The organism is Gordonia sp. C13, from assembly GCF_023218005.1.
Lineage (GTDB): Bacteria > Actinomycetota > Actinomycetes > Mycobacteriales > Mycobacteriaceae > Gordonia > Gordonia namibiensis.
Window position 1 is genome coordinate 1 of sequence record NZ_JALPSY010000027.1, and the last position, 24,439, is coordinate 24,439.

The 24,439-nt window shown below is 66.4% G+C and carries 24 protein-coding genes; 11 read left to right on the forward strand and 13 right to left on the reverse strand.

The features are described 5' to 3' along the window. Window positions 1–30 precede the first annotated feature (30 nt). The 3 genes from M1L58_RS18475 to M1L58_RS18485 all read right to left on the reverse strand — a co-directional run bounded on the left by M1L58_RS18475 (window position 31) and on the right by M1L58_RS18485 (window position 1,731). Window positions 31–513 (reverse strand): peroxiredoxin, encoded by a 483-nt coding sequence (locus M1L58_RS18475; protein WP_006867888.1) that lies wholly within the window; start codon window positions 511–513, stop codon window positions 31–33. Then, on the reverse strand, window positions 510–938 hold the full coding sequence (locus tag M1L58_RS18480; protein ID WP_006867889.1) for a DUF3052 domain-containing protein: 429 nt from the start codon (window positions 936–938) through the stop codon (window positions 510–512). Before M1L58_RS18480 ends, M1L58_RS18475 begins: the two co-directional genes overlap by 4 nt. A gap of 172 nt (window positions 939–1,110) precedes the next feature. Then, window positions 1,111–1,731, reverse strand: a complete 621-nt coding sequence (locus M1L58_RS18485; protein WP_248660005.1) for a hypothetical protein — start codon at window positions 1,729–1,731, stop codon at window positions 1,111–1,113. 210 nt (window positions 1,732–1,941) lie between these two features. On the opposite strand from M1L58_RS18485, the gene aceE reads away from it, so the two are divergent. From aceE to M1L58_RS18515, 6 genes are all read left to right on the forward strand, one after another. After that, complete coding sequence (aceE, locus tag M1L58_RS18490) at window positions 1,942–4,770, forward strand: pyruvate dehydrogenase (acetyl-transferring), homodimeric type (protein ID WP_374112751.1); 2,829 nt, start codon at window positions 1,942–1,944, stop codon at window positions 4,768–4,770. Window positions 4,771–4,844: 74 nt separating this feature from the next. Next, window positions 4,845–6,119, forward strand: coding sequence for a PucR family transcriptional regulator (locus M1L58_RS18495; protein WP_248660006.1), 1,275 nt, complete (start codon window positions 4,845–4,847; stop codon window positions 6,117–6,119). 195 nt (window positions 6,120–6,314) lie between these two features. Further along, window positions 6,315–7,223 (forward strand): ACP S-malonyltransferase, encoded by a 909-nt coding sequence (locus tag M1L58_RS18500; RefSeq protein ID WP_248660007.1) that lies wholly within the window; start codon window positions 6,315–6,317, stop codon window positions 7,221–7,223. 124 nt (window positions 7,224–7,347) lie between these two features. After that, on the forward strand, window positions 7,348–7,650 hold the full coding sequence (gene acpM, locus M1L58_RS18505; protein ID WP_005200177.1) for a meromycolate extension acyl carrier protein AcpM: 303 nt from the start codon (window positions 7,348–7,350) through the stop codon (window positions 7,648–7,650). Beyond that, window positions 7,650–8,918 (forward strand): KasA/KasB family beta-ketoacyl-ACP synthase, encoded by a 1,269-nt coding sequence (locus M1L58_RS18510; RefSeq protein WP_248660008.1) that lies wholly within the window; start codon window positions 7,650–7,652, stop codon window positions 8,916–8,918. The genes acpM and M1L58_RS18510 overlap by 1 nt, the downstream gene beginning before the upstream one ends. Window positions 8,919–8,987: 69 nt before the next feature. Continuing rightward, window positions 8,988–10,439, forward strand: coding sequence for an acyl-CoA carboxylase subunit beta (locus M1L58_RS18515; protein ID WP_248660009.1), 1,452 nt, complete (start codon window positions 8,988–8,990; stop codon window positions 10,437–10,439). 228 nt (window positions 10,440–10,667) lie between these two features. On the opposite strand, the gene M1L58_RS18520 is transcribed toward M1L58_RS18515, so the two are convergent. From M1L58_RS18520 to M1L58_RS18540, 5 genes are all read right to left on the reverse strand, one after another. Beyond that, entirely contained in the window at window positions 10,668–11,186 is a 519-nt protein-coding gene (locus M1L58_RS18520) for a DUF3145 domain-containing protein (RefSeq protein ID WP_005200180.1), read from the reverse strand. 127 nt (window positions 11,187–11,313) lie between these two features. Further along, the gene (locus tag M1L58_RS18525; RefSeq protein ID WP_248660010.1) at window positions 11,314–12,132 is read right to left on the reverse strand and encodes a serine hydrolase domain-containing protein; all 819 of its coding nucleotides are present in this window, start codon (window positions 12,130–12,132) and stop codon (window positions 11,314–11,316) included. 48 nt (window positions 12,133–12,180) lie between these two features. Then, window positions 12,181–13,311, reverse strand: coding sequence for an NDMA-dependent alcohol dehydrogenase (locus M1L58_RS18530; RefSeq protein WP_006867897.1), 1,131 nt, complete (start codon window positions 13,309–13,311; stop codon window positions 12,181–12,183). A gap of 177 nt (window positions 13,312–13,488) precedes the next feature. After that, a complete protein-coding gene (fadD5, locus tag M1L58_RS18535; RefSeq protein ID WP_248660011.1) occupies window positions 13,489–15,093 on the reverse strand; it encodes a fatty-acid--CoA ligase FadD5 in 1,605 nt (534 codons plus the stop codon). 88 nt (window positions 15,094–15,181) lie between these two features. Continuing rightward, window positions 15,182–15,982, reverse strand: a complete 801-nt coding sequence (locus M1L58_RS18540; RefSeq protein WP_006867899.1) for an enoyl-CoA hydratase-related protein — start codon at window positions 15,980–15,982, stop codon at window positions 15,182–15,184. 199 nt (window positions 15,983–16,181) lie between these two features. Between M1L58_RS18540 and M1L58_RS18545 the strand changes: the two genes are divergently transcribed. Further along, the gene (locus tag M1L58_RS18545; protein ID WP_248660012.1) at window positions 16,182–17,387 is read left to right on the forward strand and encodes a TetR/AcrR family transcriptional regulator; all 1,206 of its coding nucleotides are present in this window, start codon (window positions 16,182–16,184) and stop codon (window positions 17,385–17,387) included. Window positions 17,388–17,582: 195 nt separating this feature from the next. Here M1L58_RS18545 and M1L58_RS18550 read toward each other — a convergent pair whose 3' ends face one another. The 5 genes from M1L58_RS18550 to M1L58_RS18570 form a co-directional block, all read right to left on the reverse strand. Further along, on the reverse strand, window positions 17,583–18,437 hold the full coding sequence (locus M1L58_RS18550; protein ID WP_248660013.1) for a hypothetical protein: 855 nt from the start codon (window positions 18,435–18,437) through the stop codon (window positions 17,583–17,585). 59 nt (window positions 18,438–18,496) lie between these two features. After that, window positions 18,497–18,922, reverse strand: coding sequence for a pyridoxamine 5'-phosphate oxidase family protein (locus M1L58_RS18555; protein WP_006867902.1), 426 nt, complete (start codon window positions 18,920–18,922; stop codon window positions 18,497–18,499). A 139-nt stretch (window positions 18,923–19,061) separates the two neighbouring features. Beyond that, window positions 19,062–19,814 carry an isocitrate lyase/PEP mutase family protein gene (locus M1L58_RS18560; RefSeq protein ID WP_006867903.1) on the reverse strand — a complete coding sequence of 251 codons (753 nt, stop codon included), beginning with the start codon at window positions 19,812–19,814 and terminating at the stop codon, window positions 19,062–19,064. Window positions 19,815–19,866: 52 nt separating this feature from the next. Continuing rightward, window positions 19,867–20,514: a dihydrofolate reductase family protein gene (locus M1L58_RS18565; RefSeq protein WP_248660014.1), complete on the reverse strand. Its 648-nt coding sequence runs from the start codon at window positions 20,512–20,514 to the stop codon at window positions 19,867–19,869. Window positions 20,515–20,594: 80 nt separating this feature from the next. Beyond that, window positions 20,595–21,455: an SDR family oxidoreductase gene (locus M1L58_RS18570; protein WP_248660015.1), complete on the reverse strand. Its 861-nt coding sequence runs from the start codon at window positions 21,453–21,455 to the stop codon at window positions 20,595–20,597. 112 nt (window positions 21,456–21,567) lie between these two features. On the opposite strand from M1L58_RS18570, the gene M1L58_RS18575 reads away from it, so the two are divergent. The 4 genes from M1L58_RS18575 (at window position 21,568) to M1L58_RS18590 (ending at window position 24,336) form a co-directional block, all read left to right on the forward strand. Further along, window positions 21,568–21,957: a winged helix-turn-helix transcriptional regulator gene (locus M1L58_RS18575; protein WP_248660016.1), complete on the forward strand. Its 390-nt coding sequence runs from the start codon at window positions 21,568–21,570 to the stop codon at window positions 21,955–21,957. Between the two features lie 151 nt (window positions 21,958–22,108). Then, complete coding sequence (locus M1L58_RS18580; RefSeq protein ID WP_248660017.1) at window positions 22,109–22,507, forward strand: hypothetical protein; 399 nt, start codon at window positions 22,109–22,111, stop codon at window positions 22,505–22,507. A gap of 364 nt (window positions 22,508–22,871) precedes the next feature. Further along, window positions 22,872–23,993 carry a tyrosine-type recombinase/integrase gene (locus tag M1L58_RS18585; protein WP_374112754.1) on the forward strand — a complete coding sequence of 374 codons (1,122 nt, stop codon included), beginning with the start codon at window positions 22,872–22,874 and terminating at the stop codon, window positions 23,991–23,993. Window positions 23,994–24,141: 148 nt separating this feature from the next. Next, complete coding sequence (locus M1L58_RS18590; RefSeq protein WP_248660019.1) at window positions 24,142–24,336, forward strand: excisionase family DNA-binding protein; 195 nt, start codon at window positions 24,142–24,144, stop codon at window positions 24,334–24,336. Window positions 24,337–24,439: the final 103 nt, after the last annotated feature.

Consider the following 24,439-nt stretch of genomic DNA (forward strand, 5'->3'; position numbering starts at 1 on the left):
CTCAGCGCGACTTGGAGCTATGAATCGAGATCAGCCGACAGCGCCGAGAGCCTTGTCCCAGACGTTGCTCTCCCGCACCTCGCCCGGCCCGACCATGTCGGCGTAGACGATGACGCCCTCACGGTTGACGAGGAAGGTGCCGCGGTTCGCGTACCCGCGATCGGAGTTGAACACGCCGTAGGCCTTGGCGACCTCACCGTGCGGCCAGAAATCCGACAGCAGCGGGAACAGGAACCCCTGTGCGGCCGACCAGACCTTGTGCGTCGGGGAGGGACCCACCGAGATCGTCACGGTCGTGACGTCGTCGTTCTCGAAGCGCGGCTGCTGGTCGCGGATGTAGCCCAGCTCGCCCTGGCAGGTGCCGGTGAAGGCGAGCGGGAAGAAGACCACGAGCACATTGCGCTCAGCACGCAACGCGCTCAGGGACACGAGCTGGTTGTTCTGATCCCGGAGTTCGAAATCAGGTGCCTGGTCACCGACGCTCAGCGGCGCGGTGGGCAGAGCATCGCTCATGCTTTCTTGCCCGAGCGCGCCTTGGGCTGGACGAGTCGGGCTGCCGACCAATCCCCCAGGCTGATCGCCGATGTCTGGGTCAGGCCCGCAGTGGGCGCCGCCTCGGCGATCTCGCTCGGATCCACGTATCCCGGTTGCCCGGTCTTGGGCGAGAACACCCACACGTATCCGTCTTCGGCCAGCGGTCCGATGGCGTCCATCAGCGCGTCGACGAGGTCTCCGTCGCCTTCACGCCACCAGAGAACGACGACGTCGACGACGTCGTCGGCATCCTCATCGACCATCTCGGCATCGATCGCATCCTCGATGTCGGCCCGGAGCTCGTCGTCCGTGTCCTCGTCCCAGCCGACTTCCTGCACGACCAAGCCGGCCTTCAAGCCCAGTTTTTGGGCGTTGCTGCCCGTACCGTCTGTGGCGGCTACCACCGCGCGTGACCTCCTGAGGGTGATGGGACGTTCTTTCCGTCGCCGTTGTGTACATCGGTGTACGCCAACTCGCTTGTCAGCATAGGCAACAGCCTAGAGCCTCACATTGCAAGCCGACCTACGTCACTCGATTTCGGGCGTTTCTTTTCGCGTCGACACGCCCGGGACATGCTCAACGCCCCGGACTCGTCGGCACCGGCGTGGTGGTGACCGACGAACGGGGCGTCGCCGACGACGCCGCCGGCACGGGCGTGTACTCGCCGCACACCTCGAGCAGACGCGCCTTGTCGCGTGTCCACTGTCCCGACACCGGGTTGAGCTCGGTGCGCTGTTCCCTGCGGATCGCGTTCTCCAGACGCGCCGTCGAATCGAGGAACGTCCGCGCCGGCGTCGCGACGTCGACGGGCGCGCTCTCGGTGATCTTCGGCCGGATCTGATCGGCACCGGCGATCAGGCTCGCGCGTGCCTTGTCCGCAAGATCCCCGACCTCCGGATACGAATGCGTCGTGTTGAGCCGCTCGATGAAGGTGTTGTAGCCGCGCACCATCACGACCATCGACGACATCGACTCCCGACAGAGTTCGACGCCCTCGGTCCGCACCTCCGCGGCTGCCGACGCCGACACCTCCGAGCGATAGATCGCCACCTCACCGGGCGCCGCAACACCCGTACCCCCGACCGTGGACGTACACGCCGACAACATGATTCCCCCGAATGCCATGCCGACGATCACGCTCGTCCGGACACCCCCGTGTCCCGTGCGGCCGGGCCCGGCCTCCCCTGTGCCCAGCATCGCCCTCCCCCTACTCGTCAGTAACGCTGCAAGGAAGCTACAGCACCTTTCCGGTCGCGGCAGCCTACCCGGATCCGCCCGGTGCCAAGCCACCTCACATGGGGCACGATGAGGGGTGACACCGCACAACAAAAGGAGTTGCGGTGTCGTACGCCATGCAGCCGGACCACCACCCCCGAGTCCGGCCTGTCAGAGGGAGTAGGCATCACCGTGACCGACCAGATGGACCAGGCGACGCAGGACACGATTCCCAGCGAGCACGCCGGCCCGGGCTCCAACGGACGTGCTGCCGGACGAAGCGGGCACCGCGTCCGCGTCATCCGTGAAGGCGTCGCATCCTATCTGCCCGACATCGACCCCGACGAGACCGCCGAGTGGCTCGACTCGTTCGACGCCCTGCTCGACGCCGCCGGCCCCGGCCGCGCCCGCTACCTGATGTTGCGGCTGCTCGAGCGCGCCGGTGAGAAGCGGGTCTCGATCCCTGCACTCACCTCCACCGACTACGTGAACACCATCCCCACCGAGGCGGAACCGTGGTTCCCCGGTGACGAGGAGGTCGAGCGCCGCTTCCGTCAGATGATCCGCTGGAACGCCGCGATCATGGTGCATCGCGCCCAGCGGCCGGGAGTCGGTGTGGGCGGCCACATCTCGACGTACGCGTCGTCGGCGTCGCTGTACGAGGTCGGCTTCAACCACTTCTTCCGCGGCAAGAACCACTCCGGCGGCGGCGACCAGATCTTCATCCAGGGCCACGCCTCCCCCGGCATCTACGCCCGCGCCTACCTCGAGGGTCGCATCGACGAGGCCCGCATGGACGGCTTCCGTCAGGAGCACAGCCACGCCGGTGAGGGTGGCGGACTGCCGTCGTACCCGCACCCGCGCCTGATGCCCGACTTCTGGGAGTTCCCGACCGTCTCGATGGGCCTCGGCCCGATGAACGCGATCTACCAGGCGCGCTTCAACCACTACCTGCACGACCGCGGCATCAAGGACACCTCCGACCAGCACGTGTGGGCGTTCCTCGGCGACGGTGAGATGGACGAGCCGGAATCGCGCGGCTTCGCCAGCTTCGCGGCCACCGAGGGCCTCGACAACCTGACCTTCGTCATCAACTGCAACCTGCAGCGCCTCGACGGCCCGGTGCGCGGCAACGGCAAGATCATCCAGGAACTGGAGTCGTTCTTCCGCGGTGCCGGCTGGAACGTCATCAAGGTCATCTGGGGCCGCGAGTGGGATGCGCTCCTGCACGCCGATCGTGACGGCGCCCTCGTCAACCTGATGAACACGACGCCCGACGGCGACTACCAGACCTACAAGGCCAACGACGGCGCATTCGTCCGCGAACACTTCTTCAACCGCGACCCGCGGACCAAGGAGCTCGTCAAGGACCTCTCCGACGCCGAGATCTGGAACCTCAAGCGCGGTGGCCACGACTACCGCAAGATCCACGCCGCCTACGCCGCCGCGATGACCCACAAGGGCCAGCCGACGGTCATCCTGGCGCACACGATCAAGGGCTACACGCTCGGCAAGCACTTCGAGGGCCGCAACGCGACCCACCAGATGAAGAAGCTGACGCTCGACGACCTCAAGGCCTTCCGCGACAGCACGCGCATCCCGATCAGCGACGAGCAGCTCGAGAAGGATCCATACCTGCCGCCGTACTACCACCCCGGCAAGGACTCCCCCGAGCTCCAGTACATGCTGGACCGTCGCAAGACCCTCGGCGGCTTCCTGCCGAGCCGGCGTACCGAGTCCAAGGTACTCAAGGCCGACACCTCCTCGGCTCTGAAGGCCACCGCGAAGGGTTCGGGCAAGCAGCAGGTCGCGACCACCATGGCACTGGTCCGTGTTTTCAAGGATCTGTTGCGCGACAAGGAGATCGGCAAGCGCATCGTGCCGATCATCCCCGACGAGGCCCGCACCTTCGGTATGGACTCGTGGTTCCCGACCCTGAAGATCTACAACCGCAACGGACAGCTCTACACCTCGGTCGACGCCGAGCTGATGCTCGCCTACAAGGAGAGTTCCGAGGGCCAGATCCTGCACGAGGGCATCAACGAGGCCGGTTCGGCAGCAAGTTTCGCCGCGGTCGGCACGTCGTATTCGACGCACGACGAGCCGATGATCCCGCTGTACATCTTCTATTCGATGTTCGGCTTCCAGCGCACCGGCGACAGCTTCTGGGCGGCTGCCGACCAGATGGCGCGCGGCTTTGTCATCGGAGCCACCGCCGGTCGTACGACCCTCACCGGTGAGGGTCTGCAGCATGCCGACGGCCACTCGCCGCTGCTCGCCGCGACCAACCCCGCCGTAGTCGCCTACGACCCCGCGTTCGCCTACGAACTCGGCCACATCGTCGACGACGGCCTCACGCGCATGTACGGCGAGCACCCGGAGAACGTCTTCTACTACCTCACCGTCTACAACGAGCCGATCAGCCAGCCGGCGAAGCCCGAGGGCGTCGACCACGAGGGCATCGTCAAGGGTGGTTACCTGTTCCAGGAGGCACCGGAGAACAAGCAGTACCCGGCCAACATCCTGGTCTCCGGCATCACCATGCCCGACGCCCTGCGGGCGTCCGAACTCCTCGCCGAGGAATGGAACGTCGGCGCCAACGTGTACTCGGTGACGTCGTGGAGCGAGCTGGCCCGCGACGGTATCCGCGCCGACCGGCAGGCACTGCGCGATCCGGGCAGCGAGCCCGCGCCCGCCTACCTGACCGAGCTGATGGCCGACGCGGCCGGACCGTTCGTCGGCGTCAGCGACTACATGCGCGGCGTCCAGGAGCAGATCCGTGCCTACCTGCCCGGCACGTACCTGACGCTGGGCACCGACGGGTTCGGTTTCTCCGACACCCGGCCGGCGGCGCGCCGCTTCTTCAACGTCGACGCCGAGTCGATCGCGGTCGCGGTGCTGGTCGCGCTCGCCCGCGACGGTCACATCGACATGTCGGTGGCCAAGCAGGCCGCTGAGAAGTACAAGATCGACGACGTCGCAGCCGCTCCGGAGCAGACCGGCGATCCCGGCGTGGCCTAGTTCGGCACCGGACCGCCGCACCCGGGAAGACCGACGATCCCGGCGCGGCGGTGTCCGGGGACTAGATTGAGAGCGTGTCCGACGCGCGAGTGAATCAGCCCACAACACCACCGGCTGACGTGTTCGGTGAGCGGGGTGCCCATGTACCGGCCCCCGCCACCGTGCACGACGCGCTACCGGACACGCTCCTCCGGCGGGTCAAGCAGTACAGCGGCCGGCTCGCCACCGAAGCGGTCCACTCCATGCAGGACCAGCTGCCCTACTTCGGCGACCTCGACGCCGCGCAGCGCGCGAGTGTGCAGCTCGTCGTGCAGACGGCGGTGGTGAACTTCGTCGAGTGGATCCAGGATCCCGAGGGCAACGTGAAGTTCACGGTCCAGGCCTTCCAGGTGGTGCCGCAGGACCTCGCCCGACGCATCACGCTGTTGCAGACCGTCGAGATGGTCCGCGTGGCCATGGAGTTCTTCGAGAAATGGCTGCCGCTCCTCGCCCGCAACGACGCCCAGCTCCGTGCGCTCACCGAGTCGGTCCTGCGCTACGGGCGAGAGATCGGTTTCGCCGCCGCCGCCATCTACGCATCGGCCGCCGAATCCCGCGGTGCCTGGGACTCCCGTCTCGAGGCCCTGGTTGTCGACGCCGTGGTCCGCGGTGACACGGGTCCGCAGCTCCTCTCCCGCGCGGCAGCGCTGAACTGGGACTCCGACGCGCCGGCGACGGTGATCGTCGGGACCCCGCCGCCGGAACAGAACGTGTCAGTGCCGCTGGCCATCCACAACACGGCCCGTCAGTTCGACCGGTCGGCACTCTCCGTGGTCCAGGGTTCGGTGCTCGTCGCCATCGTCAGCGGCCCCGCCCGCCCCACGGAGAAGTTCGTCTCGGCTCTTCTCTCCCACTTCGCCGACGGCCCCGTGGTCATCGGACCGACCATGCCGAACCTCGGGAGCGCCCATGCCAGCGCCGCCGAGGCCATGGCGGCGATCGAGGCGGTGGTGGGCTGGCCCAGTGCACCCCGCCCGGTTCACAGCCTCGAACTGCTACCCGAACGAGCCCTCAACGGTGACGAATCGGCGGTCGAAGCACTGGTCGAATCGGTGGTCCGTCCGCTCTCCGCAGGGGGCACCACGCTGACCACGACGCTCGAGGCGTACCTCGACTCTGGCGGATCGGTCGAATCCTGCGCGCGCGTTCTGTACATACATCCAAATACTGTCCGGTACAGGCTGAAGAAAGTTGCGGAAATCACACGACGCGATCCGACAAATCCACGAGACGCGTATGTACTGCGGATCGCGACGACTGTCGGTCGTCTGACACACTTACGGCACAAATCGGACTCTCCTGCACCATGAGTCACACGCGCAACATGTCCGATTCCGGATTTATGCTGATAGGAGCCTTAAGAGCACGTTTCGGTAACGAATCTCAGCCTGATGACGAAGCAGGTGACACTGAGGTCAAGTTTGTGGGAACCCCACAAAACCCGGCGACAAGGTTCATGCTTCTCTACACCCACATAGGACGAGTAAAGGGTGTTCTCTGGTCACGTGCTTTCGTTGCTTGCTCCCGGCCAGGGTTCCCAGACACCCGGCATGCTCACGCCGTGGCTCGACCTGCCCGGCAACCGTGACCAGATCGCCACGTGGTCCAAGCTCACTCAACTGGACTTGGAACGACTCGGTACCACCGCCACCGCAGAAGAGATCACCGACACCGCGGTGACCCAGCCGCTGGTGGTCGTCGCCGCCCTCCTCGCCTTCGACGAGGTCCGCAAGAACGGTGACCTGCCCGCCGACGCGGTCGTCGCCGGCCACTCGGTCGGCGAGCTCGCCGCCGCCGCCATCACCGGCGTCATCTCCGCCGACGAGGCCGTCACCCTCGCCGCGATCCGCGGCGCGGAGATGGCCAAGGCCTGCGCGCTCGTGCCGACCACCATGGCTGCCGTCCTCGGTGGCGACGAAGCCGCAGTCCTCGCCCGCCTCGAGGAGCTCGAGCTCGTCCCCGCCAACCGCAACGCGGTCGGCCAGATCGTGGCGGCCGGCGCCGTCGAGAAGATCGACGAGCTCATCGCCAACCCGCCGGAGAAGGCCCGTATCCGCAAACTCGCGGTCGCCGGCGCCTTCCACACCCACTTCATGGCCCCGGCGCAGGACTCGGTCGCCGCCGCGGCCGCGAAGATCACCCCCGCCGACCCGAATCGCACGCTGCTGTCCAACTCGGACGGTCAGCCTGTAACGAATGGCGTCGACGCACTGACAAAACTGGTAGGCCAGGTCACCAGGCCGGTCCGCTGGGATCTCTGCTCGGCGTACCTCCGGGACAACTCGGCCACCGCCGTCGTGGAACTGCCGCCGGCGGGCACGCTCGTGGGGATCGCCAAGCGTGAGCTGAAGGGCACCCCATCGCTGGCTCTCAAGGAGCCCGGCGACATCGCGAAGATCGCAGAACTTGGATAGCGGTCGCGGTTAGTCCGCGACCCCCGGAAGATCGGCGCCCGCCGCCGATCTGTCCAAGCGCGCGGACTACACGTCCGTCAGACGCTCCGGAATCATCAACCCGAACACGAAAGGGAACCACACAGTGGCTGCCACCCAGGAACAACTCATTGCCGGCATCGCCGAGATCATCGAGGAAGTCACCGGCATCGAGCCGTCCGAGGTGACGATGGAGAAGTCGTTCGTCGACGATCTGGACATCGACTCGCTGTCCATGGTCGAGATCGCGGTGCAGACCGAGGACAAGTACGGCGTGAAGATCCCCGATGAGGACCTCGCCGGTCTGCGCACCGTCGGCGACGCCGTCTCGTACATCCAGAAGCTCGAGAGCGAGAACCCCGAGGCTGCGGCTGCCATCAAGGCCCAGGTCGAGGCAGACCAGAACTGATGAGCTCCCTCTCCCTCCGCGACTACTCGACGCTGGGTGGGAACTTCCCGAGCGTGGTCGTCACCTCCATGGTGGCGACCACCTCGCTCGGCGAGGATCTCGACTCGACGTGGAAAAACCTGCTGGCGGGTGAGTCGGGCATCCGCGAGCTGACCGACGACTTCATCACCAAGTACAACCTGCCGGTGCGCATCGGCGGTCGACTGCTGAAGGATCCGTCCGAAGAGGTCACGCGAGTCGAATCTCGTCGGATGGCCTACGTCGAACGCATCGCCCACGTGCTGAGCAAGCGTCTCTGGACGCAGGCCGGCGAGCCCGAGGTCGATCCCGACCGTCTCGCCGTGGTCATCGGCACCGGCCAGGGCGGCGGCGACGCGATGATCGACGCCGTGAAGGCCATGGAAGGCACCGGCAACTACCGCAAGGTGTCCCCGCTGGCCGTCTCGATGGCCATGCCCAACGGCCCGGCTGCCGTCGTCGGACTGAACATCGGCGCCCGCGCAGGCGTCATCACCCCGGTTTCGGCGTGCTCGTCGGGTGCCGAGGCGATCGCACACGCATGGCGCCACATCGTCATGGGTGACGCCGACATGGTCGTCACCGGTGGCGTCGAGGGACACATCGACGCAGTGCCGATCGCGGCGTTCTCGATGATGCGTGCCATGAGCACCCGCAACGAGGACCCCGCTGCCGCCTCTCGTCCGTTCGACAAGGACCGCGACGGCTTCGTCTTCGGCGAAGGTGCCGCGATGCTCATCCTCGAGCGCGAGGAGCACGCCCGGGCCCGCGGTGCGCACATCCACGCACGCCTGCTCGGTTCCGGCATCACCTCCGACGGCTTCCACCTGGTTGCCCCGGACCCCAGCGGTCAGGGCAACGCTCGCGCGATGACGCGGGCCCTGCAGACCGCCGGTCTCCAGAAGTCCGACATCACCCATATCAACGCGCATGCGACGTCGACCCCGATCGGCGACACCGCCGAGGCCGCGGGCATCACCGCCGCCATCGGTCAGCACGCCGCGATCTATGCGCCGAAGTCCGCTCTCGGACACTCGATCGGTGCGGTGGGTGCGCTCGAGTCGGTCCTGACCATCAAGAGCGTCGAGGAAGGCGTCATCCCGCCGACCCTCAACCTCGAGAACCAGGACCCGGAATGCGACATCGACGTCGTCCACGGTGAACCCCGTTACGGACAGATCGACTACGCGATCAACAACTCGTTCGGTTTCGGTGGGCACAACGTGGCGCTCGCCTTCGGTCGCTACTGAACATCGGCCCCGCCGATCTCGGTAGTGCCTGAGACGAACCACGCCCCGACACCCTTGGAGGAGACTGCGATGACGACCTTGGCCCCCATGGCCGGCCACGAAGAAGCCGCCGATCCCCGCGACCCGCTGTTGCGGCTGACGAACTTCTTCGACGAAGGCACCATGTCGTTGCTGCATCCTCGCGACAAGTCCGGTGTCCAGGCCGCTGTCGGCCTGGTCAACGGCGTTCGCACGGTCTCCTACTGCACCGATGGCACCGTCATGGGTGGTGCCATGGGTGTCGTCGGGTGTGCTCACATCGTCAACGCCATCGACACCGCCATCTCCGAGCAGGCGCCGGTCATCGGCATCTGGCACTCGGGTGGCGCCCGCCTCGCCGAGGGTGTCGAGGCGTTGCACGCCGTGGGTCAGGTCTTCGAAGCGATGGTCCGGGCCTCCGGATACATCCCGCAGATCTCCGTGGTCGTCGGCTTCGCGGCCGGCGGCGCGGCCTACGGACCCGCCCTCACCGACATCGTGATCATGGCTCCGGCCGGTCGCGTCTTCGTCACCGGACCCGATGTGGTCCGCAGCGTCACCGGCGAGGACGTCGACATGGAGTCGCTCGGCGGCCCCACCACCCACGGCAAGAAGTCCGGCGTCTGCCACATCGTGGCCGACTCCGAACCCGACGCCCTGTGGCGCGCGCGACGCCTCGTCTCGACGTTCAGCCGGCAGGGCCACTTCAACCGTGAGCTGGCCGCTGCCGGCGACACCGATCTCAAGGCGCTGCTGCCCGAATCCGCCCGCCGCGCCTATGACGTCCACCCGGTCGTCGAGAAGCTGCTCGACACGGCTCTCGCCGCCGACGGCGAGACCGAGATCTCCAGTTTCGAAGAGCTGCAGGCAAAGTGGGCGCCGAACATCGTCATCGGGTTCGGCCGGTTGTCCGGTCGAAGTGTCGGCGTGATCGCCAACAACCCCCTGCGCATGGGCGGCTGCCTCAACTCGGAGAGTGCGGAGAAGGCCTCCCGGTTCGTCCGCCTGTGCGACGCCTTCGGCATCCCCCTCATCGTCCTCACCGACGTCCCCGGTTACCTGCCGGGCGTCGGACAGGAGTGGAACGGTGTCGTCCGACGCGGCGCCAAACTCCTCCACGCCTTCGCCGAATGCTCGGTCCCCCGCGTCACCCTGGTGACCCGGAAGATCTACGGCGGCGCCTACATCGCCATGAACTCGCGTGCGCTCGGCGCCACCGCCGTGTTCGCCTGGCCCGGTTCCGAAGTCGCCGTCATGGGCGCCAAGGCCGCCGTCGGCATCCTGCACAAGAAGGCCCTCGCCGCCGCTCCCGACGACGAGCGCGAAGCCCTGCACGACCGGCTGGCCGCCGAACACGAGGCCATCGCCGGCGGTGTGGGACGCGCCCAGTCGATCGGCGTCGTCGACGAGATCATCGACCCGGCCCACACGCGCAGCATCATCGCCGAAGCACTTGCTGCTGCACCCGCCCGACGCGGCCGCCACAAGAACATCCCGCTCTGATCAGCGGACGTACACACGAAGAACGCCACCGGTTCTCACCGGTGGCGTTTCTCGTGTGTCCCTGAGCTCGCGGGACTCATCACCGCGCTCCCTGGGAAGTCTGTAATTTCCGCAGCCTCAGGAGGATTCCCACTCATCGGCTCGACGAAACCCCGTCTCGCGCCTGAAGAGCGTGGCGTTCCTCATAATCGAGGACGCCACCTCGTTCCCCGGAGAGTGCCCGGAAGACTAGCCCACCCGCTGCTGCAGCCAGGTGACCTCGGCCCCGGCACCGCCCATGCGGTACTGCTCGAGGGCGTCGTCCCAGGCGGTGCCGAGCGCGGCTTCGAGTTCGCCGGCGAGTCCTGCACTGTCGGGCTGGGATTCGATCATCGAACGCAGCTGGTTCTCGCCGATGATGACATCGCCGTTGGCGCTGGTCGATCCGCGCCAGAGTCCCAGACCCGGCACGTAGCTGTAGCGCTCACCGTCGACGCCCTCGCTCGGGTTCTCGGTGACCTCGAACCGCAGCGCCGACCATTCACGCAGAGCGGTCACCAGACGTGCCGCTGTCCCGACCGGCCCTGCCCAGTCGACAGTCGCACGCTGCATACCCGGTTCGGCGTCCTGTGCCGACCATTTCAGGTTCGCGCGCGCATTCAGGGTCGACGACAGAGCCCACTCCACATGCGGGCACAGCGCCACCGGCGCCGAGTGGATGTAGACCACTCCTGTTGTCATGTCCGCAAACTGGTTCAGATTGCGCACCTTTTCACCTCCGTTGTCGACGAGGAACGTCTTCCCCAACACACCTCGCGACTTCGGATATCACACTCGTGGGATTCATTGTGCCCCATGATGCGCGTGTTGCGCTAGTTTCTCGTGCGAGAAAGGTTCATTTCTGTGACGAAAGTTCACTGACCACCCGGTCGTTGAACTCGCTCCACAACGGTTTCGCCCATGGCCCGAAGGCACGGTCGGTGAGAACGACGCACGCCGCCTGCAGTTCGGGGTCGACCCACAGGTAGGTACCGGCCTGGCCGAAGTGCCCAAAGGTACGGGGCGAGTTGCCGGTCCCGGTCCAATGCGGGGACTTCTCCGCCCGGATCTCGAACCCGAGCCCCCAATCGTTGGGGCGGTGCCTGCCGTAACCCGGCACGAAGCCGTCGAGTCCCGGGAACTGGACCGATGTCGCATCGGCGAGGGTCTGCGGTGCCAGTAGTCGAGGCTCGAGCAGTTCCTGTGCGAAACGCGCCAAATCGGCGGCAGTGGACCGCGCCCCATGCCCGGCGGGCCCGTACAACTCGGTGGAATCCAGGCCGAGCGGCGCGCAGACGGCGTCGGCCAGGTACTCCGCGAAGCCGATACCCGCGGCCTGTTCCACCGTCTCGGCCAGGACCTCGAAGCCCGCGCTCGAATAGATGCGCTTCTCCCCCACCCCGGCCTCGATGTCCCGCGAGTCGAATGCGAGTCCCGATGAGTGGGCCAGAAGATGCCGGATGGTCGCCCCGGGTGGCCCGGCCGGATCGTCGAGTTCGACGGCCCCCTCTTCGACGGCCACCAGAATCGCCTCGGCGACCAGGAGTTTGGTGACCGAGGCGAGTTCGTAGACGCGAACGGGGTCGCCGAATTCCTCGGCGACCCCGTTGCGGGTGATGATCGCCGCCGACACATTGTCGACGGGCCATTCCGTCAGAGATTCAAGGACCGACACATCGGGTCACGTTACCCGTGCCCGCGTGCCGGCCGGTGGGCACAGGGCTCACCAATCTTCTTCGGTGTAGCGGATGACACCGCGGATGTTGCGGCCGTCCAGCATGTCCTGGTAGCCCTCGTTGATCTGGTCCAGACGGTACTGGCGGGTGATCATGTCGGCGATGTTGAGCTTGCCGATCTTGTACATCGACAGCAGCTGCGGGATGTCGAGCTTCGGGTTGGCGCCACCGAAGATGGAGCCCTGCAGGTTCTTCTGCAGCAGCGTCAGCATCGCGAGGTTCAGCGTCACGTCGCTTTCGAGCATGTTGCCCATGCCGGTCAGCACACAGGTGCCACCCTTGGCGGTGATGCCCATCCACGAGTCGACGTCCTTGCCGTGGACCTCACCGACGGTGACGACCACCTTCTGGCACATGCCGCCGTGGGTGGTCTCCGCGATGGACATGGCGGCCTCTTCGACCGACGCGAATGCCGCGGTCGCACCGAACTTCAGCGCCTGCTCGCGCTTCCACTCCACCGGATCGATGGCGAAGACGTTGCGGGCACCCGAGATGACGGCACCCTGGAGGGCTGCCGTACCGACGCCACCGACGCCGACGATCGCCACGTCCTCGCCGGGACGGACGTCACCGCTGCGGGTCGACGAGCCGTAACCGGTGGGGATGCCGCAGCCGCACAGGGCCGCGATCTCGAACGGGATGTCCTTGTCGATCTTCACCGCCGACGCCTCGTGGACGACCATGTAGGGCGCGAAGGTGCCCAGCAGGGTCATCGGGTAGACGTTCTCACCGGCTGCGGTGTGGATGCGGAAGGTGTTGTCCGACACCGCTTCGCCCTGCAGCAGCATGGCGCCGAAGTCGCACAGGTTGGCCATGCCCGACTGACACGACGGGCACTTGCCGCACGACGGGATGAACGACAGCACAACGTGGTCGCCGACCTCGAAGTCGGTGACACCCTCGCCGACCTCGGCGACGACGCCCGCACCCTCGTGGCCGCCCAGGATCGGGAACCCGGCCATCGGGATGCCGCCGGTCATCAAATGATGGTCGGAGTGGCACATGCCCGCCGCTTCCATCTTGATCTTGATCTCGTGCGCCTTGGGGTCGCCGATCTCGATCTCCTCGATCGCCCACGGCTTGTTGTGCTCGCGCAGCAGCGCGCCCTTTGTCTTCACTGGTCTCCTCCGTTCGAACCCGGCAACAATCTCGCCCCGGGAAGTCCGTCGAGCGACGTTGCCGTCGCTTGTGACTGTAGTCACTCAATCACAAAATTGAAACGTGTTCTAGTCCGTGTTCCATCGCTCGGCCCACACGCCGGATCTCCGAATCCGGCGCCGCGACACCGCGACCGGTCAGTCGGCCAGACCGGCGTCCTTGGAGCCGTAGCTCGCACGCAGGGTCGGCTTGACGACCTTGCCGCCGGCGTTGCGCGGCAGCTCGTCGACGATGACCAGGTCCTTGGGGTGCTTGAAGCGGGCCAGGTTCTCGTTCAGGTACGGCTCGAGCTCGGCCAGGGTCAGGTCGGCGACACCTTCGGCGAGGACGACGACCGCGACCGGGACCTCGCCCCACTTCTCGTGCGCGCGACCGATGATCGCGGCCTCGCTGATGCTCGGGTGGCCGAACAGGACGTTCTCGACTTCGGCGCAGTAGATGTTCTCGCCGCCGGAGATGATCATGTCCTTGGCACGGTCGACGACGAAGAGGAAGCCGTCCTCGTCCTCGCGCACGAGGTCGCCCGAGTGGAACCAGCCGCCGGCGAACGCATCGGCGGTGCCCTGCTCGTTCTGCCAGTAGCCCTTCATCATGTTGGGTCCGCGGTAGACGATCTCGCCGACCTCGCCCTGCTTCACGTCGTTGCCCTCGGGGTCGATGATGCGGGCGGTCACCGCGGGCACGACCTTGCCGATGGAGCCGATCTTGTCCAGCGCGTCCTTGCCCTCGAGCACACAGGTGATCGGCGACATCTCGGTCTGACCGAAGACGGCGACGTTCAGCGCGTCCGGGAAGGTCTCGTTCATCGCCCGCAGCACGGTGTCCGACGCGGGGGCGGCGCCCCAGCTGATGACGCGCAGTTTCAGGTCTCGCGGCTTCGCCTGCTGGGCGGCGCAGACCGCCTGCCACTGGGCGGGCACCAGGAAGATCGAGGTGGTGCCCTCCTTCTCGATGGTGTCGAGCATGTCGTTCGGGTCGAAGGCACCGAGCGGGTGGATGACCGACAGCGCACCCATGTAGAACAGCGGCGCCATCGCGCCGAGGCCGGCGATGTGGAACATCGGGGCGACACACGAGCCGATGTCGTCGGACCGGGTGTGCAGCGCCTGCATGCAGGTGGCGGCCTGCGCCTGCAGGTTGGTGTGGGTGAGCATGGCGCCCTTGGGCTTTCCGGTGGTGCCCGAGGTGTACATGATCAGTGCGACGGTCTCTTCGGGGACGTCGATCTCGGGCAGGTCCGAGGAGTCCTCGGCGACGAGTGCCTCGTAGTCGAGGTGGTTGTCCTTGTCCGATCCACCGACGACGACGATGTGGTCGATCGCGTTGGTCGATGCGGCGACGGCGTCGACGAGCGGAGCGAGCAGGGTCTCGGTGACGACGACTTTGGCGCCGCTGTCGTTGACGAGGAAGGCGATCTCGGCGGGGCTCATGCGGATGTTCACCGGCACCGGGATGGCGCCGATGAGGTTGGCGCCCAACACCGCTTCGACGTACTCGCTGCGGTTCAGCAGGACCACGAGGATGCGGTCACCGAACTCGACGCCGCGACGGGTCAGGGCGGCGGCGAAGGCTCGGGTCCGCTCGTCGAGCTCCTTCCAGGTGGTGACCGTGCCCTGGAACTTCAGGGCCGGACCATCGGGGTTCATGAAGGCGTGGCGCTTGATCTGGTTGTTCCAGTGGTTGCGGCGCGAACGCAGCGGTTCGATGGCGAGGTCGGTGACGGTGTCGACGGTCGCGGTCATACGATCGGTCTCCTTGTTGTCTGTCGTCGTGACGAACGTGGGTCGTGAAAGCGTCTGCGGGGGTGAGGGTTCGGCGTCTGCGCCGAGCTCACTTCTTGCCGGCGAAGGCGGCGATGGCGGCTTGGAACTCCGGCGACTGCAGCAGTTCGGTCTGCCCCTCGAGCTCCCGTTCGATGGCGGCCTCGAAGCCCGACATGGTGTGGGCGTCGAGCGCCGACTTCGTCAGGCGCAGTGCGGAACGGCTCTTGCCGGCCAGCTTCGCGGCGACCTTGTCGACGGCTTCGTCGAGTGCGGGCCGGTCGTCGTAGACGCCGTTGACCAGTCCCGCTGCGAGAGCCTCGGGGGCGCGCAGCTTCTCGCCGAGGAGAGCGAGTTCGTTGGCGCGGACCCGACCCACCGCGGAGGTGAACAACATCGACGCGCCGCCGTCGGGCATCAGGCCGATGTTGATGAAGGCGAGGAGGAAGTACGACCGCTTCGTCGTGTAGATGAGGTCGGCGGCGAGGGCCAGCGAGGCACCGATGCCGGCGGCCGGCCCGTCGACGGATGCGATGACCGGAACCTGCGACGAGCGCACCGCGCGCGCAAGTTCCGAACCGGCCGAGATGATCCCGCGGGCCTGGTCGGGGTCGAGCCCAGACGCCCCGCCGGCGGTCGACTGCGAGTTGATGGAGACCACGTCGGCACCGGCGCTGAAGCTCCCGCCGGCGCCGTCGAGAACGATGACGCGGACGTCGCCGTTCTTCGACCATTCCTCCATCGCAGCCTTGATGCCGTAGTTCGCCTCGGTGTCGAGAGCGTTCATCTTCTCCGGGCGGGAAATGGTCAGCCGCGCGACCCCTCGGTCATCGACCGAGGTCACGATTGCCTGGCTGGTCTCGTCGCTCACTGCACTCCCCACTCGTGACCGGACAGATAGACACAGATTCTCGGATCTGTGCCATCGCCTAGAGTACTACCACAGTGCGACGCAGATCACGAGAATCTTGGTTAACTTATACTTGTCACTCAAGACTTCTTGCTGGGCTTTTCAGCGAATAGCTCCGAAGATGTCGCGTGAACGTCGTATCCGGCTAGAGTCTGTCGCCATGACCGTGCGCCCGGGGACGTCGACCTCCGACACGTCTCAGACCGATGCGCCGGGCATCCGACGACGCCGTCCGGCCGACCGCAGGCGACTCATCGTCGACGCTGCAGCGAAGGCGTTCAGCGACGGCGGCTACCACGCGGTTCGCCTCGACGACATCGCCGATGCGGTCGGGATCTCCGCACCCGCCCTCTACCGGCACTTCCCCAACAAGTACGCACTGTTCGCCGAGACCACCGCAGTCCTCGCACGGTCGCTCCGGTCGGCGCTCGACGCCGTGGACACCGACGGCGACGACGAACTGCGCGACCTGCTCGTGGCGATCACCGCAGCCTCGTTCGAGAATCGCAGAACGGGCGGTCTCTACCGCTGGGAGTCCCGGTACCTCGAGCCGGCCGACCGGGACATCGTCCGCGATGTCGTCGTGCACCAGCACCGGCGCGTCCGTGCGGCGGCGCGACGCCTGCGCCCCGACCTCGCCGATGCCAATCTGATCGTCGCCGCGATGACCAGCGTCGCGGCCAGCCCGACAACCCACCGCTCCTCCCTCCCGGCGCGTGAGGTCACCGCCCTCGTCTCCGAAGCCGCCCTCGACCTGGTCGACGTCGACCTCCCCGATCCGGTGGAAACTCCCGCTCCCGCCGTTCACGGCCTCGCACCGGCGGCGAAGCGCGAGATCATCCTGACCGAGGCGATCAACCTGTTCGCCGCACGCGGCTTCCGTGATGTGACCATCGAGGACATCGCCCATGCCGCGGACCTTCCGGCGTCTGGCGTGTACCGCCACTTCCCGAGCAAGGTCGCGATCCTCGAGGCCGCGTTCTGGCGGGCGACCGACCGCGTCACGACCGCCATCTCCGACGCCCTGGCCGATGCGACGACGCCGCACGAGGCACTCGCCGGCATGGTGCGCCGATACGTCCGATTGACTTGCAGCTCAACCGATCTGATCAGCGTCTACGAAACCGAGATCGGACACGCGACGCCCGAGGCCCGGGACGCGTTGCGCAATCAGCAACGCATCACCGTCGAGGAATGGGCGACCTGGATGAGCCGCGAACGAGCGAACTTGCCGATCACTCACGCACGGTTCCTCGTTCACGCTGCACTGAACGTCGTCACCGACCTGTCCCGACTACGGCCACAACCCTCCCCCGAACGCATCGAGGCACTGTCGATACGAATCCTGTTGGGCGCGAACAGCTGACCTCGATACGGTCCTCGGCTGGCGCCTCGGACCTACTCGGCCGGCAGAAGTAGTCGCCCCTCGCTGATTGAGTAGGCGATGAGCGCAAGCGACGCACCCCCTGCTGCCTGAGGTGCGAGGAGCGCAAGCGACGAGCCACGAAGGCCTGGTGAGCCGACCTCGCCCGCAAGCACCGGACGTCATCCGAAATCAGCCCTACAGCACTGCGAAATCGTCCATCAGCCAGCGGCCGTCCTGCTGCACCAGGGTCACCTTGACGCGCGTCTGGTACGGGAACCCCTCGGGGAATTCCTGTGCGGTCTGCGGCGACTTGATGGTCTGGTCGAGTGTCACCAGCACGACGGCCTTCCCGTCGTCGAGCGACATGATGCCGGCGTTGTCGGCCTTTGCGGTCGACACAGCCTCTGCCTCGGTGGAGCCTTTTCGGGCGTCCTGGGAGGACTCGATGTACATCTGGGTGAACGCGGGAGTCGAGATCTCGCGGATTCGGCGGTCGAGGTCGGAGTAGTCGCTCGAATCGTAGGTGGTGATCTCGGCGGCGTACTTGCGTGCGGTGTCGAGGATCGTCGTGTCGATCGCGCCTGCCGCCGCGTCGGCCCGATGGTCGGCGTCGATGTAGGCAACGGCCAGGACCGCGGTCGACACCGCGAGGACCACAACGACCGCAACCAGCACGACGACCGCCCAGGTCTTCTTACCGAGACTCGTCGCCCAACCGGTCCCGCGGTTGCTCTTGCCCGACGCCGCGGACGGGTCGAGCTTGCGCGGTGTGCGGTCCTCGGACTCCGCCGCGACCGTCTCGTCCGAGTCGGTCGTGTCGCCGGGCGTGGCGTCGCTCGTCACGGCGTCGCCATCATCCACTTCCCCGCGACGGGCCGCCTTGCGGGCCGCTTTCGCCGCCTTGGCCTCCGCCTCGGCCCGGTACTTCTCCCGGTTCGTGCGGTTGGCCTGCAGGAATTCGTCGCCGTCGAGCGGGGTCACGCCGTCTTCGACGTCGGGCGTCACCGAGGTGGCGTCGGGGGCGTCGGAGGTCTGACGAGGCTTCGGCATGGGTTCAATGTAGCGATGCCGCCTCGGGCATTGTGTCCGGCGTCATACCGCCGCGGATGTCAGAGGCCGCCGAGGTCCAGCGACACCCACTGCTGGGGGTCGAGGTACACCTTGGTCTGCGGGCCGTGCTCCTTCTCGGCCATCTCGATGTACGGTTCGACGGCCTGGGGCGGGAGGTAACGAGATGCCATCTCGCGCAGGTCGTCTCGGGTTCCGGCGACCATGTCCACGGCATTGCCCGACACCGAGACGTACATGAGTCGCGGCGACACCTCGTCGACCATGAGGGTGAACCGTCCCGCGGCCCGGATGAGGTTCAGCTTCCGCGACTCCGTGCCGGTGAGCAGCCATGGTCGGCCGCCGGGCTCGTACTGGTACCAGATCGGCACCGCCAGTGGTGCCCGCCCGGGCTCTGCCTCGACGGACAACGCCGCGACGTGTGGTTCTGCCAGAAACGCTTCTCTTTCGCTCTTGGTGAGTGCCATGTCCCGACGGTAAACCCGGCCTCCGACAGTTCGTGCCCGATTCGCGTGGCACCGGACCGCAGAAGTAGCGGAACGTGGCGTCGACCGTCACGATTCGCGACGTCTACTGACGGCGGGACGGTGAGCCGCGACGACGTCCCTACTTCCAGGGAGCGAGAACCTCGGCGGCGCGTTCGGCGAGCACCATCTGGAACAGCGGGCCGAAGCTCACGCGTCCGACGCCGAGGGCGGCGAGTGCCGCCTTGTTGTTCTTGGTCGGGTGCCCGATGGCGTTGACCGGGAGCGGGAGTTCGTCGGTGAGCCGCTTCTGGGTGGCGTCGTCGTGGAAGCCGACGGGATAGAGCACGTCGGCACCGGCCTCCACACAGAGCTTCATCCGTGCGATGGCGCGGTCGACGCGGTCGGATTCGTCGCCGACCTGCTTGAGGAACAGGTCGGTACGGGCGTTGACGACGACGTGGACATCGGTGGCGTCCGACGCGGCACGCAGGGCAGCCACGAAATCGGCGTGTTCCTGCGCCTCGCGGAGTCGCCCGCCTTCGCTGTGCACGGTGTCTTCGATGTTGAGACCTACGGCACCGGCGTCGATGAGGCCGTCGATCAGCGTCTTGGGGTCTTCGCCGTAGCCGGATTCGATGTCGACGGAGATCGGGACGTCGACCGCGGCGGTGATCTGTTTGATCCGCGTGGTCAGTTCTCCGAAGGTGATGCCCTCGTTGTCGGGTTTGCCGATGGAGTCCGACACCGGATGACTGCCGACGGTGAGTGCGGTGAATCCGGCGGAGACCGCCAGATTCGCCGACCACGCGTCCCACACCGTCGGCAGGATCACCGGGTCTCCGGGCTTGTGGAGTTCGAGCAGGGTCTTGGCCTTGTCGGCGAGTTCCGTCATGACCCCTACAACTACGCCGGTCGACGCACACATTCCGGGGGTTGGCGAAAAACTACTTCCGCCAGAACAAGTGGTGGGTGACCCCGCTGGGACTCGGGACCACTTCGTGCTCGAAACGGTCCTCCAACTCGGCGGGCGAGTTCCACAGCCGCAGACCTTTTCCGTAGGTGACGGGTGCGACCGCGATGTGCAGCGTGTCGATGAGATCGGCGTCGAGGAACTCCCGGACGGTGCTGACTCCGCCGCCGATCCGGACGTCCTTGCCGTCGGCGGCGGCCTTTGCCTTCTCCGCCGCTTCGGCCGGCGTGGCGTCGAGGAAGTGGAATGTGGTCTCACCCAACGTGAACGACGGCCGGAGGTGGTGGGTGAGGACGAAGACCGGGGTGCGGAACGGCGGCTCGTCGCCCCACCATCCCTGCCATTCGTGGTCGGTCCACGGACCTCGCTGGTGGCCGAACTTGTTGCGGCCCATGATCTCCGCACCGATGTTGTGGGTGAAGTCGCGGGTGAAGTAGTCGTCGATGCCGCGGGTGCCGCCGGGATCGGTGCGGTTGGGCCAGCTCGCGGTGGCCCCTGCCCAGGACATCAACTCCCAGGGTTCGACGGTGTCGCCGAAGGGCCGCTCGAAGGTCTGGTTCTCACCGGCACCGATCCCGTCCTGCGAGACCGAGAAGTTCTGCACTCTGAGTAGCTGCGGCATGGTCTTCCGCTCCTGTCGTCGTCGGGCAATCCAATCAGGACAGACTCGGCACCGCAGCGAAACTCATCGATGGGCGCAGTTCAGGCGATGGCGGCCTTGACGATCTCGGCGACCGGCGTCGACGACCGGCCGATCAGCGCCTGAAGGTCGCCGGAGGTGGTGTCGAGCTCTCCGCGGGCGATGCCGGCGTCGGAGCCCGCCAGCACGGCGGCGAACTGCTCCGGAACGCCGTTGTCGGCGAGGATCTTCGCGTAGTCGGCCTCCGGCAGGTCGCGGTACTCGACGGTCTTGCCGGCGACCTCGCCGATGATCTTCGCGAGGTCGGCGTAGGTGAGTCGTTCGTCGCCGCCGAGTTCGTAGGTCTTGCCGCCCTGGTCGGCGTCGGAGGTGAGGACCGCAGCAGCGGCGGCCGCATAGTCGGCACGCGCCGCACCGGCGACCTTGCCGTCGCCTGCTGCACCGAACAGCGCACCGGACGAGGCCGCCTGGCCGATGGCCTGCAGGTAGTTCTCCCAGTACCAGCCGTTGCGGAGGAACACCGCCGGGATCGACGACTCGCCGAGCCGCTTCTCGGTGGCGACATGCTCGGGCGCCAACCCGAGTCCGCTCGTCGCAGCATTGAGGAGGCTAGTGTATGCGATGAGCTTCACGCCGGCAGCTTCCGCAGCCTCGATGACGTTGGTGTGCTGCGGAACTCGGCGTCCGACCTCCGAGCCCGAGATCAGGAGCAGCTTGTCGACGCCGTCGAGCGCGCGTCGCAGCGCGTCGGGATCCTCGTAGGAGGCGATTCGGATCTGAACACCCTTCGACGCCAGGTCGGTGGCCTTCGCCTCGTCCCGCACGATCGTCACGATGCCCGCGGCCGGGACTCCCCGTGCGAGCAACTCGCCGATCACCAGCCCACCGAGCTGTCCCGTTGCACCTGTCACTGCAATCGTCATCGTTGTTTCTCCCTCGTCGTCATGGTCTGTCCCCGAGACAGTACCCACTTACTTTTCGTAAGTGCAATACGGTTGGTTAGCGTATCGGTGTGACCTTCGCTAACCTGAGGCCATGCCCGATCACGACGACCAGTCCCTCGAAGCGGACGTCTTCGCGCGCGACTGCTCGTCGAGGTCGACGCTGCAGACGGTCACCGGCCGCTGGGGCAGTCTGGTCCTGATCGCGTTGGGCGAGAGCAACTATCGGTTCAGTGCCCTACGACGCCGCGTCGACGGTGTGAGCGAACGGATGCTGTCGCAGACGCTTCAAAACCTCGAGCGCGACGGCATGATCGTGCGTACCGTCCTCGAGGCGATCCCACCGAAGGTCGAGTACCACCTCACTCCACTCGGCCGGCAGGTGGCGGATCGGCTGCAAGGTCTCATCGATCTCGTGCAGGACAGCATGCCCACTGTGCGTGAGGCGCAGGCGGACTACGACGCGCGGCGCGGGACGGCCTGACCCGTCCAAATAACCACCCAAGAACCGCGATCAATATCGTCACGACCTGCTACGCCCCGAACTTGTCGTAGTCCTCAGGTAGAGGTGACATGCAGTAATCCACTCGGGGGAACGAGACATGTCGATAACCGGCCGCGCAAGTATGTGGTTCGTGACTGCAATGATAATGGCGTTCATTGGTTCGCTGATATGGCAGCACGGTCTCGGACCTCGAGCCGAACGCATCGATCCCACCGGCCTCGTCTCCATGTCGGGTGTACTCGCAGCTGGGGCATTAGGAGCAGCAAAACTGCGTCCTCGCTGGGCTACGGAGATCGCCAGATCGGTTGGCTGGGTACTCGCAGCCGCGGCGTGGTTCACCGCGATCGTCGCAGACTTCTCGACCGAGAGCGCTGGGATCACCACCGCAACCTCAGTCACCGCAGTCCTCATCCTCGCACTCACGTACGCAGTCGGCTTGCGTCCACAATCGGACGACGTGAAGCACGAGCAATTGGTGACCGACATCGCAGACGCCGTTGAGCAGCGTGTCCGCCGCGCCGACGCGTAGGGACTATTTGTCGGACGAATCCGGTGTTGATAGACGGAAAGTCACAGACGAGACCTGACCGTCCGTAAACCCACCACTTTTCGGCAAACCCTCCAGGCGACGAGGGGTGGAAAAGCCGAAAAAGGGTGGGTTTACGAACGCCGACGAAAAAGCCCGCCGCCTGCGTGCGCAGGGGCGGGCTTCTCGTTCTGCTCCCCCAACTGGACTCGAACCAGTAAACCGGGTGTTCTTCGGTTATGGTGACCCACCTGCAGAATCAAGCCTCTGCCTGCGGGTACTGCACACAGTAACCGCGGAAGTAGACGGAAGCAAGCGGAAGCTCTGATAGGTTGATCTGGCACGTATCTGGCACGCGAGAGGACAGATGGCAGTGGCCAGTAAACGAGGATTCGGCAACATCCGACGTCTCCCCTCCGGCCGATACCAGGCCCGCTACACCGGCCCCGACGGTGCCGAGCACAAGGCCCCGCAGACGTTCGCCGCCAAGATCGACGCCGAGGCGTGGCTGTCGGACCGCCGCCGCGAGATCGACCGCAACCTGTGGAACCCCGCCACCGCCGACCGCGACGTCGCCCCCACGTTCGGACCGTACGCCGAGGAATGGTTGGCAACGCGAACCGTCCGCGGCCGCCCCCTCAAGACCCGTACCCGCGATCATTACGCCGAGCTCCTCAAGCTGCACCTGATCCCCGCGTTCGGCGAGCAGCGCCTCGACCAGATCACCCCGGCCGCAGTCCGCCAGTGGCACGCGAAACTCCTGCCCGGCAAGGACACCATGCGGGCGCACGCCTACAGTCTGCTGCGCACGATCATGACCTCGGCGGTCAACGCCGACCTGATCGACGCCAACCCATGCCGGGTCGAAGGCGCAGGGTCGGCACAGCGACGCTCACGCACCAAACCCGCCACGGTGCCCGAGCTGACCGCGATCGCCGACGCAATGCCCGACCACCTGCGCGCCTCAGTCCTCCTCGCCGGGTGGTGTGCAATGCGGTTCGGCGAGCTGATCGAGTTGCGGCGCAGCGACATCGACGTCGCCGAGGGAGTTGTGTCGATCAGCCGGGCCGCGGTCCGCGAAGGCGACACCGGTCGCTACATCGTGACGACCCCGAAGTCGGACGCCGGCATCCGCGTCGTTCACATTCCGCCGCACGTACTCCCGGCGATCGTCGAGCACCTCGACAAGCACACCGAGCGCCGCCAGGACTCACTACTGTTCCCGGCGCCTGGTGGCGGATACCTGTCCCCGACGTCGCTGTACCGGTACTACTACCCCGCCCGCCAGGAGGCCGGCCGACCCGATCTCCGGTTCCACGATCTGCGCCACACCGGCGCCGTGCTGGCCGCTGTCAGCGGCGCCACGCTCGCCGATCTGCAAGCCAGACTTGGACACTCCACGGTGGCCGCCGCCATGCGCTACCAGCACGCCGCCCAGGGCCGCGACAAAGCAATCGCCGAAGCCCTGTCGAAACTCATTGAGGGATAAAGCTTGTCGTGTATCAGCGAGGCAGCATGCGGAATCTGATAACGTAACCGCAGAAGCGTCAAAACAACAGCTTCGGGCACCTCTCCAAGGTGAGCCGTCGGGATCTTGAACGCGTCGTTCCATGACGCGATCTATCAGGAGCCCGACGATGCCCGCCCACACCTCTCGACGCCGTTACGCGTCCATCAAGGAATCCGCCGAGTACCTCGGCGTCACCGACCGCACGATCCGGCAGATGATCGCCGACGGTCGACTCACCGGCTACCGCAACGGCGGCCGCCTGATCCGGCTGGACCTCAACGAGATTGACCAGTCCATGCAGCCATTCGGCGGTGCAGCTTGAGGCCCCCGAACGGCGAAGAGGCCCCCGCGCCACACGAGGACCTCTCCAAGTCAGTCGCCACCAAGCAAGCCGACAGCTCTGATTCTACCTGCGGTGGTGGCGC